The sequence below is a fragment of the Candidatus Endomicrobiellum cubanum genome (assembly GCF_031278955.1).
In the GTDB taxonomy this organism is placed as follows: Bacteria; Elusimicrobiota; Endomicrobiia; order Endomicrobiales; family Endomicrobiaceae; genus Endomicrobiellum; species Endomicrobiellum cubanum.
The window spans coordinates 19477-32810 of sequence record NZ_JAITJM010000055.1 but is presented as its reverse complement, the minus strand read 5'-3'; the positions used below and the strand labels follow the sequence as shown (position 1 = coordinate 32810).

Annotated in this window: 16 protein-coding genes; 8 read left to right on the top strand and 8 right to left on the bottom strand. The window is 31.0% G+C overall.

Going from position 1 to position 13334, the window contains the following annotated elements; genetic code table 11:
- Window positions 1-142: 142 nt before the first annotated feature.
- The 5 genes from LBD57_RS05420 to LBD57_RS05400 form a co-directional block, all read right to left on the bottom strand.
- Window positions 143-877 (bottom strand): insulinase family protein, encoded by a 735-nt coding sequence (locus tag LBD57_RS05420; protein ID WP_373470318.1) that lies wholly within the window; start codon window positions 875-877, stop codon window positions 143-145.
- A gap of 153 nt (window positions 878-1030) precedes the next feature.
- Window positions 1031-1183: an insulinase family protein gene (locus LBD57_RS05415; RefSeq protein ID WP_373470317.1), complete on the bottom strand. Its 153-nt coding sequence runs from the start codon at window positions 1181-1183 to the stop codon at window positions 1031-1033.
- Complete coding sequence (locus LBD57_RS05410) at window positions 1168-1608, bottom strand: M16 family metallopeptidase (RefSeq protein WP_373470316.1); 441 nt, start codon at window positions 1606-1608, stop codon at window positions 1168-1170. Before LBD57_RS05410 ends, LBD57_RS05415 begins: the two co-directional genes overlap by 16 nt.
- Window positions 1609-1620: 12 nt before the next feature.
- Entirely contained in the window at window positions 1621-1860 is a 240-nt protein-coding gene (locus LBD57_RS05405; RefSeq protein WP_373470315.1) for a hypothetical protein, read from the bottom strand.
- The gene (locus LBD57_RS05400; protein ID WP_373470314.1) at window positions 1841-3352 is read right to left on the bottom strand and encodes an FAD-binding oxidoreductase; all 1512 of its coding nucleotides are present in this window, start codon (window positions 3350-3352) and stop codon (window positions 1841-1843) included. Before LBD57_RS05400 ends, LBD57_RS05405 begins: the two co-directional genes overlap by 20 nt.
- A gap of 158 nt (window positions 3353-3510) precedes the next feature.
- On the opposite strand from LBD57_RS05400, the gene LBD57_RS05395 reads away from it, so the two are divergent.
- The 3 genes from LBD57_RS05395 to aroQ all read left to right on the top strand — a co-directional run bounded on the left by LBD57_RS05395 (window position 3511) and on the right by aroQ (window position 5652).
- Window positions 3511-3903: a hypothetical protein gene (locus tag LBD57_RS05395; RefSeq protein ID WP_373470313.1), complete on the top strand. Its 393-nt coding sequence runs from the start codon at window positions 3511-3513 to the stop codon at window positions 3901-3903.
- Between the two features lie 231 nt (window positions 3904-4134).
- Complete coding sequence (aroB, locus tag LBD57_RS05390) at window positions 4135-5217, top strand: 3-dehydroquinate synthase (protein WP_373470312.1); 1083 nt, start codon at window positions 4135-4137, stop codon at window positions 5215-5217.
- A 3-nt stretch (window positions 5218-5220) separates the two neighbouring features.
- Complete coding sequence (gene aroQ, locus LBD57_RS05385) at window positions 5221-5652, top strand: type II 3-dehydroquinate dehydratase (protein ID WP_373470311.1); 432 nt, start codon at window positions 5221-5223, stop codon at window positions 5650-5652.
- Window positions 5653-5708: 56 nt separating this feature from the next.
- Here the strand turns inward: aroQ and LBD57_RS05380 are convergent, their stop codons facing one another.
- Entirely contained in the window at window positions 5709-5912 is a 204-nt protein-coding gene (locus LBD57_RS05380) for a cold-shock protein (RefSeq protein WP_373470310.1), read from the bottom strand.
- A gap of 166 nt (window positions 5913-6078) precedes the next feature.
- Here LBD57_RS05380 and LBD57_RS05375 point away from each other — a divergent pair, with 166 nt between their 5' ends.
- The 5 genes from LBD57_RS05375 (at window position 6079) to LBD57_RS05355 (ending at window position 10439) form a co-directional block, all read left to right on the top strand.
- Entirely contained in the window at window positions 6079-7128 is a 1050-nt protein-coding gene (locus LBD57_RS05375; RefSeq protein ID WP_373470309.1) for a M24 family metallopeptidase, read from the top strand.
- 176 nt (window positions 7129-7304) lie between these two features.
- Window positions 7305-7862: an elongation factor P gene (gene efp, locus LBD57_RS05370; RefSeq protein ID WP_373470308.1), complete on the top strand. Its 558-nt coding sequence runs from the start codon at window positions 7305-7307 to the stop codon at window positions 7860-7862.
- A 62-nt stretch (window positions 7863-7924) separates the two neighbouring features.
- Window positions 7925-8362: an acetyl-CoA carboxylase biotin carboxyl carrier protein subunit gene (locus tag LBD57_RS05365; protein ID WP_373470307.1), complete on the top strand. Its 438-nt coding sequence runs from the start codon at window positions 7925-7927 to the stop codon at window positions 8360-8362.
- 28 nt (window positions 8363-8390) lie between these two features.
- Window positions 8391-9740 (top strand): acetyl-CoA carboxylase biotin carboxylase subunit, encoded by a 1350-nt coding sequence (accC, locus tag LBD57_RS05360; RefSeq protein WP_373470306.1) that lies wholly within the window; start codon window positions 8391-8393, stop codon window positions 9738-9740.
- Between the two features lie 120 nt (window positions 9741-9860).
- Window positions 9861-10439: an SIS domain-containing protein gene (locus LBD57_RS05355; protein ID WP_373470305.1), complete on the top strand. Its 579-nt coding sequence runs from the start codon at window positions 9861-9863 to the stop codon at window positions 10437-10439.
- A 207-nt stretch (window positions 10440-10646) separates the two neighbouring features.
- Here the strand turns inward: LBD57_RS05355 and radA are convergent, their stop codons facing one another.
- Complete coding sequence (radA, locus tag LBD57_RS05350; protein WP_373470304.1) at window positions 10647-12014, bottom strand: DNA repair protein RadA; 1368 nt, start codon at window positions 12012-12014, stop codon at window positions 10647-10649.
- Window positions 12014-13333, bottom strand: coding sequence for an MlaD family protein (locus LBD57_RS05345; RefSeq protein WP_373470303.1), 1320 nt, complete (start codon window positions 13331-13333; stop codon window positions 12014-12016). Before LBD57_RS05345 ends, radA begins: the two co-directional genes overlap by 1 nt.
- Window position 13334 lies beyond the last annotated feature (1 nt).

Sequence of the window (13334 nt, the reverse complement as noted above, 5' to 3'; positions counted from 1 at the left end):
TGTATGTTGTATGTTGTATGTTGTATGTTGTATGTTGTATGTTGTATGTTGTATGTTGTATGTTGTATGTTGTATGTTGTATGTTGTATGTTGTATGTTGTATGTTGTATGTTGTATGGGATCTTCATTCCTTTCTCCCTTTTTAACTCAATGTGCTTATATTACAAAACATTATCACAAAATTATCTTGAATACTTTTTTCCCATCCCGTCTTACACGCCTTTTTGGCTTTATCCAAAATATTTTTCTCAATATTACTATGTGCCATATTATTGATATCACTAATTACGACATTAATAAGACGTTTAGAGTTTTTAGGATCACATGAAAAATTGCCGCCCATAGTTAATTCTCCCAAAAACATATCAGCAAGACAAACTGGCGCAATATAATATATTTCTCCTAACTTCATACGCAGGTGGTCTGTTAATATTATATTCATGTATTCTTCAAAAACACAAGTTTTTGCACTTAAGCTTTGAGAATAATTTTCTTTTACGTACCATCCTAAACTTACAGAACTTTTGTCTCCATTGCCCATGTGTATTTCCTTCTTTGCAGGCTTAGGGCGAGAAAATTCTTTGTTTGTAATATTATAAGATTGTGCTGGTTTGATAGAAGCCCAATAAGTTTTAATATATTCTTTAAATGATTCAATATCAATATTCCCTACAAAAACAAAAGTGTAATCTGCTGGATTCAAAGATTTTTTCATAAAATCAAAAGCTATATCTTTATTTACTTTGTCTAAATCAGAGATTTCGGTTTCTGTGAAGTATGGACTATTTCCGTAAATAAGTTTACAAATTTCTTTATTAAGAACATAATCTGGAGATTTGTCAGCGTTTAATAAATTTGCCTTCCATTGATCAAGCACATATTTTACAGCATCAGATTCTATTTTAGGTTGAGTAAAGAAAAGATAAATCTCATCATAAACTTGCTCTTTATCTGTTAGAACCTATATACGTAAACTGCCTTTTTAGGAGCAGGCAAGTCATATTTAGGACGGTTTAAAGGTGTATTAGCTTTAGGCTATATAAAAAATAGACTTTAAAGAATTTTCTAAAACCTCATCATCAAAATCACCTACAACAACAATGGCCATATTGTCAAGGCGATACCATGTTTTATAAAAATCTTTTAATTGTTGGACAGTAGCATTTTCTATACCTTCAGACACCCTATAGGAAATCTACTTGCATACATAGAACCTTTATAAAGTATTGGCAATGCTTTATCCAACCATATTCTTGCACCTGTATTGGTCATCCTTAGTCTTTTTTCTTCAAGAATAACTTTTCTTTCATTGTCTACATCTTCTTGATTAAACAAAACGTGTTGCACCCAGTCGTTAAGAATATTTAAAGCTTTATTTGGAACAATTTTAATGCTCTGTTCGTCTGTTTGTACTGGGACTTCCATAAAATAAACTGTATTGTCAAAATTTGTGAATGCATTAATGTCAGCACCAAAACGCATTCCAACAGAACGTAAATAGTCTATAATTCCATTTTTAGGGAAATGTTTTGTACTATCAAAAGCCATGTGCTCTACAAAGTGAGCTAAACCTCTTTGGTCATTTTTTTTCAAGAACAGAGCCTGCATTTACCGCTAGGGCTAACAATGCAAAATTTCCGGTTGAGAATTTTTTAAAATATAGTAAGTAAGACCATTGGGTAAAACCCCTTTACGGACATTTGGTAAAAACGGGACTTGATCTTTTGGAGCCCCTACCCCTGCATAAATTTCTTTTTTTAAAGAACGATCAGAAGAACAAGAAAAAACAAATACAACAGTAAACAATAAAACAAAAGGAATAAAACATTTTTTTGTTATTTTAATGACAAACTTTTTCATACAAATAGTCCCTTGGGAATATATTATCCTGACATAAAATAGCGGATTTATCAAAACTTTTTTTAAACTTTGCCATCTCCTTAAATCCTTCTTTTCCAAGCATTTTTTCCAAAAAAATGTGCCTGAGTTTACCAATACCATGCTCAGCCGAAACAGTTCCTTTTAGCTTTACTACTTGAGAACAAATATCAATGTACAACTTTCTGCATTTTTCATATTCATCTTCATTTGAAGCTAAAATATTTGCATGGAGATGATTTTCACCAATATGTCCAAAGGTTAAATTAAAAATGCCTGAATTCTTAAATTCTTTTTGGCAAAAATCTACTATATCTGAAAGTTTTCCCTCAGGAACAGCAAAATCTGTGCCTACTTTAGGCACTTTATTCTTTTTTACTATTTTGTTAATATGTTCAGGTATTGCATGTCTAAAAATTCTAAATTTCTCTAGTTCTGCTAAATTTGATGCAAACCATACTTTATCATCATTTACATTATACTTCTGCATAATCTTATACCATTTATCAATTAATAAATCTATGCTGTCATCGTAAACGTCCTGTTCAAACATTATACCGCATTCAGCGTCCAAAGGAATAAGAGGATAATCGTCTCTAATGAGATCTAAAGCATTTTTTTCAAAGTATTCTAAAGACATAGCGTTAATAGAATTTCTTAACCTCTCTACTTTTGCTTTTTTAGAAATTAATTTTATTTTATCTACGAACATGAATGCATTATCACGATTTTGAAAAAATATTATGCCTCCAAAAACTTCTTTAAAACAAGGTACAAGCTTTAAAACAGCTTCAACAATAACACAAAGAGTCCCCTCTGAGCCTATAAAGACATCTATTAAATCACAATCAGGATAATTATAATACCCTGCTGCATTTTTAATATGAGGTAATTTGTATTCAGGAAGTTTTATATGCTTTGTGCCTTTATTTGTATCAAATGTTATATTTCCATTTTTATCTGAAAATATTTTACCTCTTTGGATAAAACTTTTTGAGCCATCTGAAAAAATAACCTTTAAAGCTTGTACGTAATCTCTTGTCGGGCCAAACTTAAAACCTCTAGATCCAGAAGCGTTGGTAGCAATATTTCCACCAATAAAAGCACTCTTCTCTGTAGGGTCAGGTGGATACATCCAACCGTTTTGATAAGCTTTTACTTTTATATCATTGAGTCTTGCTCCGGCACCAACAGTAATAAAAGCAGTATTGTCACTATTTTCTTTTATTTCACCTATATTATTTAAATTTTCTAACGATAGCACAACACCCCCAAAAGCTAACCCAGAAGCCGTATTTCCTGTAAGCGCACCAACAATAGTTACTGGTATTTGTTTTTCCGACATTTCAATTAAAAAATTAGAAATATCATCTTCGTTTTCTGCTATCGCAACAGAATCAGCATATGCTCCAGAAACACCAGAATTGTCTTGAAAATAATTTTGTATAGTACTTTTGTCTTTTTTGATTATCATAAAAACCTAGTTATATACTTATATTTGTTTTTTTAAAACCTGACTTGACCATTTGGGTTCCCCCAATCTTCCCTTTTTATGAATAATTCCTTCCTTTGCCCTATTTTCAGTCTAGTCAGGGAGTAGATACATTTCGAAAATAAATATATATAACATTTTTGCAATTAAGTACAGTTGCTCTCCTATCCCTATACTCAGACCCTGGCGCTGTTTATCATCCTAATACTATCTCTATCTCTTCTAATTCCATTTCTATTAGTTCTTCTATTAACTGCGAACAAATATCCTTTGCTCTATTATCCTTTCAAGGTGGAAGAAGTGGAAATACTACTGAGGTAGACAATCTTCTCATTAATAACAACACCCTTTCTTTTACTGCCTCTGATATTGATTTGTCAACTACTTCTGTTTACTTAGTTAATACTGACTATTCTAAAGATTCTAACTATTATCAAAATTCTATTATCCATAACTCTATTGCTGATAATAATTCCCTCAACTTCATTAATGCTACAAATGTTTCTTTAATGGGTCAGGCAGACTCTATTTGATATTATCTCATAAAATATATACAATGGGTTGTAGATAATAAACTTATAATTTCAATCTTAATGAAACTAAATTTATATCTTGGTTGACTTGCGACAAAACAAAAATTGTAAATTATCAAATGTTGATGTGGTATAACATCAGAAAGTTTAATTCTATTGTTTTATTAGCAAGTTGAACTTAGCACCTCTATTTTTAATTGCAAAAAAACTTTGAAATATATAGTAAAAATCATGAAAAATCTAATACCTGTAAATTTAAAGTCCCAAAAATACAACATATTAATTTCACAATCTGAAAATGATTTTTTAAAAAATTTAAAAAAAGTAACTGCAACAACTACATTTTTTATTATTACAGATAAAAATGTAAAAAAATTACATTTAAAATACTTATCAAATTTATTAAAACAAAGAAGTAATGATTCCAAAGTTTCTGTTAAAACAGCAGTTATAAGTGCAGGCGAAACTGGCAAAAATATAAAAAAGCTATCTTTTCTATATAACAAAGCTCTTAAAGAAAGTATTGATAGGAACAGCTGTGTCATAGCATTAGGCGGAGGAGTAATTGGAGATATTGCTGGATTTTTTGCTGCAACATATATGCGCGGGATAGATTTTATTCAAGTACCTACAACCCTCCTTGCTATGATAGATTCTTCAATTGGAGGAAAAACTGCAGTAAATATTACTAAATGTAAAAATATAGTTGGTGTATTTTATCAACCTAAATTGGTCTGGATCAATATTTGTTTTTTAATTACTCTACCTAGTCAGCATATAAAAAACGGGTTTGCTGAAGCTATTAAATATGCCTTAATTTTTGATAGAAAATTTTATACATATCTAAAGAAAGAATTAATCAACGGATTTATAAAAGATTTTGATTATATAATATATAAATGTTGTTTTTATAAAGTACAAGTCGTAAAAAAAGATGAAAAAGAAATATCTGGAGTTAGAACTACTTTAAATTTTGGACACACATTTGCACACGCTTTAGAAGCTTATACTTCTTATAAAAAGTTTTTGCACGGAGAAGCTGTAATATTTGGCATGCTGTTTGCTAGTTTAGTTTCTTTAAAATTAAAGCTGTGTTCTAAAAAAACCTTTAAAGAAGTAAAACAAATTTTAACCCTTCTAGATTTTAAATTAAATGTTAAAATAAATACTAGACAATTATTAAATTTAATGAAAAAAGATAAAAAAACTACTTCTGGGAACATTAATCTTGTTTTAATATTTAAAATAGGCAAAGTAAAGAGTGTTTCAGTCAGAGATGATATTATTTTAAATGTTTTAAAAAATTGGAGTTAAAAAATGAAGAAAGTTCTTGTACTAAATGGGCCAAATATAAATATATTAGGAGTTAGAGAACCTACAATTTATGGGAATGCTACTATTAGCAATATTGAACAACAACTTAAAGCTCTTGCTAAAGAATTAAATTTAGAAATTGAACTTTTTCAGTCAAACCATGAAGGTAAAATTATAGATAAAATTCAGAACAGTTTAAATGACACTTCTGGTATTATTATTAACCCTGCAGCTTTTACACACACATCTATAGCAATAAGAGACGCTCTATCTTGTTTAGAAGTCCCCATAATAGAAGTGCATATTTCAAATATATATATAAGAGAAGAATTTAGGCACAAATCATATATTGCGCCAATTACGGCAGGACAAATTATAGGCTTTGGAATTGATGGGTATTTGTTTGCTTTAAAAAAGATTAAATCTTTAATTTGAATAACAAGTAAAAAGTCTCAAAGGATAATCTTTTGAGACTTTTTACTTGTAGTAGGTTAAATCTTTTTTATGTTTGCTGCTTTAGGACCTTTGTCAGAATTTACAACTTCAAATTCGACGCTGTCACCTTCTGCCAATGACTTAAACCCTTCAGATTGAATGGCCGAATAATGTGCAAAAACATCCCCTGATCCGTCATCATTAGAAATGAATCCGTACCCTTTTTGGTCATTAAACCATTTAACTTTACCTTGTGCCATTACTACAACTCCTTGTTTTATCCAACTAGTGGATTATTGATTACAACCTAGTTTCTGGTTGTGTTGTCATTGTAACAAAATAATTATATAATTGTCAACTAATATAGCTCCTTATGCACGCTTTACAAAGTTTTATCGTCGCAAAAATTAATTATTGGAATTTCTGATGAACAAAAAAAATTTGCAAATTTTTCACAATATCCCGCTTGACACTATACTTTTTACTAATCAAAAAGATATCTTTTATTTAACTGGAGTGCCTTTTGATGGTTTTTGGTTTTTATGTACAAAAAATGGTTACTATGCGATATGTTCAAAAATGATAGAGAATCAAGTTAAAAACTTTTTTGTAAAATCAAAAATTAAAGTGTGGCCATATACACCCTTTCATGAAAGTGTAGCAACTATCTTAAGAAAAAATTCTATCAATAACGTCACAGTAGATCCGACCCATATAAGTGCTTCTGATTTCATTTTATTAAATAATGCTTTAACAAAAAAACAAATCAAATTAGAAAAAAAAGTTGGTATTCTAACAAGTAGTCGTATTATTAAAAACGATAACGAAATTGCTAGCATAAAAAAGGCCTGTCAGATAGTGTCTGAAGTTTGTAACACTATAAAGAAAGAACTCAAACCAGGTCTTAGTGAAATTGATATCTATTATAAAATTCTAGAACTGTTTGCAAAAAAACAAGTTACAGAAAGTTTTTCTCCTATAGTAGCTTGCGGAGTTAATTCAGCAAATCCACACCATAAAAGTTCTAATACAAAAATAAAAGAAAATGATATAGTACTTTTAGATATCGGGTGCTCCTATAATGGATACTGTTCTGATTTGACACGTACATATTTTTTAGATAAAATCGGACGTGAAGAGCGTGTAATTTGGAACACAGTAAAAGCAGCTCAAGATGCTGTTTTATGTAATTTAAAAGCTGGACAGAAGATATCTTGGGCAGACAAAACTGCAAGAGAAGTTATTAAAAAAGCTGGTTTTGGAGATAGATTTATCCACTCTACAGGACATGGAGTTGGTGTAGAGATTCACGAAATGCCTTCGTTATCATCTAACATCGAAGGTGTTTTTTTGCCTAATATGATTGTGACAGTAGAGCCTGGTGTATATATAGATGACAAGTTTGGAGTAAGAATAGAAGATACTGTATTAGTAAAAGAAACTGGCTGCGAAATTTTAACTTGTGCAATATATTAAACAAGAGGTTCTCTAAAAAACCTAATACGTATAATTCCTGTGAATTTTTGAAATGCAAGAAAAAACTCAGGACTTATTGTGCGATAAGCATAAGTTTTTTACGTAGATGTGTAAAAAAGTACAGTAAAAATATGCGTTAAGGTTTTTAGGCAGACCCGAAATATTTAGGAGAAAGAATGGTTTCAACATCGGATTTTAAAAATGGACTCAATATTTTAGTTGACGGAGAACCTTATCAAATAACATGGTTTCAAAACCATAAGCCGGGAAAAGGTGGGGCTGTTATGCGTGTAAAATTAAGACATCTAAAAAAAGGTGGAACAATAGAACGCACTTTTAAGTCTGGAGAAAAATTTGATGCATTAAGCGTTACAAGACAAAAAAAACAGTTCTTATATAAAGAAGGGACAAACTTTAATTTTATGGATATGAACACGTACGAACAAATTACTGTTTCTCCAGAACTTTTAGGAGATAAAGTAACCTTCCTTAAAGAAAACCTTGAAGTCGAAGCTATTTATTTAGAAAACGAACTTATTGATATAGATCTTCCTATAATACTAGAAATGACAATAGCACAAGCTGAACCTGGAATAAAAGGTGATTCCGTTTCCAACCTTACAAAAATGGCTAAACTAGAAACCGGCGCAGATATAAGAGTCCCTCTTTTTATTAAAGAAGGCGATAAAATAAAAGTTGATACTAGAAGTGGAGAATATGTGGAAAGAGTCTAGGATTTAGAGAAACTCTTTACTGTTCTACATTAAATTTTTATTATGTTAAAAACGGAGTTAAAATGAGTCCTCTGGAAATTGAAGATTTTTTAAAACTAATAAAAAATACTGATATTGAAGAAATGAAATACAAAAATGGAGACAACTCTTTGTATTTTAAAAAGACGGATGTGGAATCTGTTGTCACTAAAGACACTACATTTGCAAAAAATGTATCTCAAAAAATAGAAGAAACAAAAGAGCCTGCCATTATAGCAATTAAATCTACAATGGTGGGGACTTTTGTAAGTTCTCAAGGAAATGATAAGCTTCCATATGTAAAAGAAGGAGATATTATAACTACAGGACAAAAAGTTGGACAAATAGAAGCAATGAAAATCATTAAGGACGTTCTGTCCTCTGTTGAAGGCAAAGTAATAAAAATTCTTGTTTCAAATGGCCAATCTGTAGAATATGGGCAACAATTATTTTTGCTGGAACAGCCTAAACAAGCAAAATAAAAAGTTGATATAGCTAATAGGAGAATTCATGTTTAAAAAGGTTCTGATTGCAAATAGAGGAGAGATTGCTTGTAGGATAATTAGAGCCTGCAGAGAACTCGGTATCAAAACAGTTGCTATTCATTCAGAAATAGATAGAGAAAGTATGCATGTAAAACTTGCAGATCAATCTGTATGTGTAGGGCATGCAAGTGCTGTTGAGAGCTATTTAAATATACCTAGCATTATAGCAGCCGCAGAAATTTCTGGTTCGGATGCAATCCATCCTGGGTATGGTTTTTTGTCTGAAAATACATATTTTGCAGAAGTTTGTGAAGCTTGTGGTATAAAATTTATAGGTCCCTCAAAAGAGTCTATAGAGCAAATGGGTGATAAAATTTCTGCTATAGAACTTATGAAAAAGTCAGGAGTGCCAACTGTTCCAGGTTCTAACGGGCCTGTAAATCCTGATGACCCTAAAACTTTTACAATAGCAAAAAAAATAGGATATCCTGTAATAGTTAAAGCAACTGCCGGTGGTGGTGGAAAAGGTATGAGAGTAGTAAATTCTCAAGAAGAGCTACAAAATGCTATTGTAATGGCTCAGACAGAGGCAAAAGCTGCTTTTGGAAATCATGATGTTTACATTGAAAAATATATAGAAGAGCCTAGACATATAGAATTTCAAATTCTTGGAGATAAATATGGCAGGATTGCCTATTTACCTGAGAGAGACTGCTCTATACAAAGAAGGCATCAAAAACTTGTTGAAGAAAGCCCTTCTCCATTTATATCACCTGCTTTGAGAAAAAAAATGGGGAAAGCAGCTAGAAATGCTGCTAGCGCTGTTAAGTATGTTACTGTTGGAACTGTAGAATTTCTTGTAGATAAGAAAGGTCATTTTTACTTTACGGAAATGAATACAAGAATTCAAGTAGAACATCCCATCACAGAAATGATTACTGGTATAGATTTAGTAAAAGAACAAATAAAGCTTGCTGCCGGAGAAAAACTTTCTATAGTTTCTGAAAAAATTAAAATTTTAGGCCATTCTGTTGAATGCAGAATTAATGCAGAAGATCCTGACAATGATTTTACTCCTTCTCCGGGTACTATAGAACAACTATTTCTGCCAGGAGGACCTGGGATAAGAGTTGATAGTCACGTTTATAACGGCTACACCATACCTCCATTTTACGATAGTTTAATAGCCAAAATTATATCCTTCGGATGTGATAGACAAGAAGCTATAATCAGAATGCAAAGAGCATTAATAGAAATAAAAATAGAGGGAATTAAAAATACTTCTTCCTTACATTCTAAAATTATGACAAATGAAGTTTTCCGTAAGGGTAATGTGACCACAGATTTTTTACTAAAAAATATATTCACAAAATAAATATGTATTAGTTGTTTTAGAGAAGCCTTAGTGCGTATAATTGCAGTGCATTTTGACAAATCAAGAGACTTACCGTGGTAAGCATCAACGTAAAATATAGACAACTAAAGAGGCAACTATATGGACAATAAAGAAAGTATAGCTAAATTAATATCTGACAGTTTAGAAACAAAAAAAAAGATGCTCGAACAAAATCAGATAGAATGTATTGAAAAAATAGTAAATAAAATTATTGAAACTTATAAAAACAAAAGAAAAGTTATTATTTGTGGAAACGGAGGATCATCCGCAGACGCTTTGCATTTTGCAGCAGAAATGGTTGTTAGATTTGAAAAAAATAGAGCCGCACTTCCATGCATAACACTTTCTTCTAACGTGTCTTCATTAACAGCTATAGGGAATGATTTTGGTTATGATGCATCTTTTAGTAGACAGTTAGAAGCTTTTGCTCAAAATGGTGATATTTTTATTGCAATATCTACTAGTGGCAACTCAAAAAATGTCATAGAAGCTTTGATTCTTGCAAAAAAACTTAATATATTTACAATAGGTTTTACGAATACTACTGGCGGGAAAATGAAAGATATATGCGATTTATGCTTTTGTGCTCCATCAAGCATAACTGCAAGAACTCAAGAGTGTCATATTCTTTTAGTCCATATAATTGCAAAACTAGTTGAAGAAAAAATTTTTAATTAATTTTTTTGATATGTCTAAAGTATTATTTATATATTTTATATCTCTTGTTTATAATTGATAATTTAGTATAACCAATAATTTCACGCTAAATTCCTATAAAAAGTCAAGTCAACATCTACGTAGATATAGGCCAAGAATTTATTTATAGAAAAGTGAGTTTTTTGAGGAGGAGAGGGTTTGACTTATATTGGGCAAGTAAAGTTTAGACTAGTTTCTCAAAATTTTTATTGCCTTAGAAAGAGTATCTGCACCATAAATTTTAACATTGCCTTTATATGATAAGCTTTTTAAACTTCCTGATGGTACTATTGCTTTTTTAAAACCTAACTTTTCTGCTTCTGCAATTCTTTCACCAATAAGAGAGACTGCTCTAATTTCGCCAGATAAGCCAACTTCTCCGAAAGCTATTAAATCTTTAGGACATACAAAACCATAATTTGCTGACATTATCGCACAAGCTGCAGCTAAATCTATAAAAGTTTCCTTAACTTTTACACCCCCAACTATATTTACAAAAATATCTTGATTTCCAAGAGGGATACCTAACCTTTTTTCTAAAACAGCTATCAATATAATAATACGATTTGAATCATATCCAGAAACCATTCTACGAGGCATACCAAAAACTGTTCTTGAAGTCAAAGCTTGCACTTCTAAAAGTATAGGTCTTGTCCCTTCCATTGCAACTGTTACAATATTACCTGCAGAATTTAATGCACGCTCACTTAAGAAAATGAGTGAGGGGGTTTCAACTTCTCTTAAGCCCGAAGACGTCATCTCAAAAATGCCTATTTCGCTTGTTGGACCAAATCTATTTTTATAAGCTCTTAAGATTCTATAAATATGTTGACGTTCATTTTCAAAATATAAAACTGTATCCACAATATGTTCTAAAACTCTAGGGCCAGCTAAATCACCTTCTTTTGTAACATGTCCTAAAAGAAAAACTATAATATTTTTTGACTTTGCAATCCGTAAAAACTCTGCTGCTGTTTCTCTAACTTGAGCAACTGTGCCTGGAGCACTAGTAAGTTCTGGGTGGTATGTCGTTTGTATTGAATCTATAATAAGAAATTTAGGTTCTATCTTATTTATAGCTTCTATAATGTTTTGAAGGTTTGTTTCTGAAGCTAAAAGTATGTTGTCCTTATTTACTTTTAAACGCTCCGCTCTGGATTTTACTTGAGAAAGAGATTCTTCTCCTGAAATATATAAAACCGTATCATATTGACTTAAAGCATTTGCTATGTGGAGCATAAGCGTAGATTTTCCAATGCCTGGTGCTCCTCCTAATAATATTAAAGAGCCTGCAACCACACCTCCTCCTATCATGTTGTCAAATTCTTTTACATTGGTTTTATATTTAGAAAAATCTATAATTGAAATATCGTTTAACTTTAGGACGTCAGAAGAAAAACCTGTAAACTGCCTTTGTGGCAATTTTTTTTTATCACAAGATGAATATTTTTCTTCTGTAAAGCTATTCCAAGATGAACACGAGGGACACCTACCAAGCCATTTGGCGGATTCATAACCACACTGCTGACATAAAAATTTCGTTTTTTGTTTTTTCATTATTTAGACGCTACAATCGCAACAGTAACAATACCAAGCATTGCTGCTAAATCTTGGTCATCAATTTCAAGCCTTAAGTACGGAGTAAATGAAGGTTTATAAGAAATATCCTCTAATAAAATACCTGTATGAAGCCATTTCATTATTCCGTATCTTGCACCAACATCTATCTGAGGGCCATGACTGTCTCTAGCAAAATCATAGACTTTTAAATTAAATTTTAAACCTTTATATACATCATATATTGGACTAAAAAAAGAATATCCAAAACCCATACCCGCTTTACCTCTTATAACACCACCAAAAATTTCTGAGTATTCTCTTCTAAACCCTAAAAGAGCTTCTAGCTTGTTGATATTGTTTTTCTCATTTACATCTATTACAGAATCAGCATCTGTAACATTTGCAACTCCAACATAATAGAATTTTTCATTGTTTGGCATTATACTTATACCAATATCATTCCTCAATTTTGAATCTCTAGTATTATACCTGCCTGTATACTTCCAGTCTAAACTCAACTTGGTAGATTTTGCAATAGTTTTATTTAAACTTTTAATAGCTTCTTTTGCTGACTCTACAGTTTCTTTTAAGTCTTTTCCCATTTTTTCGTCGTTTATAAGAGTGGCTATAGGACCTCCTCCATCGTATATACGATTTATTAATACATCAAGCTTTTTAGAAATATCTTTTATTTGCTCTAACGTTTCATTCAAATTCAATTTATTTTGCGAGGATATATTAGCTAAATCTTTTGCAAATTGGTCTAAATTGGTGAAAGTATCTTCGATTTTTCCATTTTGTGCAGCAAGTGTATTTAAAATGTCTCTTAATGAAAATATTGCATCTGCAAGGTTTTCCATCATGTTGCCGTACTTATCATTGTTTAAAGCTTTGTTAACTTGAGTAGAAACGCTTGTAAGAAAACTTTCTAAAGAAGAGCTGTCTTGACCTAGTATACTATCCCCATTCTTCAGGAGAGGTTGATTTTCATCACCTGAAACAAGTTCAATATATTTTGTACCTATAACTCCTATAGAAACTATTCTAGCGTATGCGTTCTTATACAATAAAACTTTTCTATTTATAGAAAGTTTCAATTTGGCTTTACCTTTATCTAGAGAAACCTGTCTTAAAACACCTATGTCTATGCCAGCCATTTTTACTTTTGCTTTTTTTGTAAGGCCTGCAATATTATCAAACTCAACATAAATATTATAAGTTCTATTTAAAGAAAAGTTTCCAACAGAAAAAATAGATATAATAATTGCAAGAATTCCTATAAAAGTAAAAATTCCAAGCTTTATATTGTTACTCATA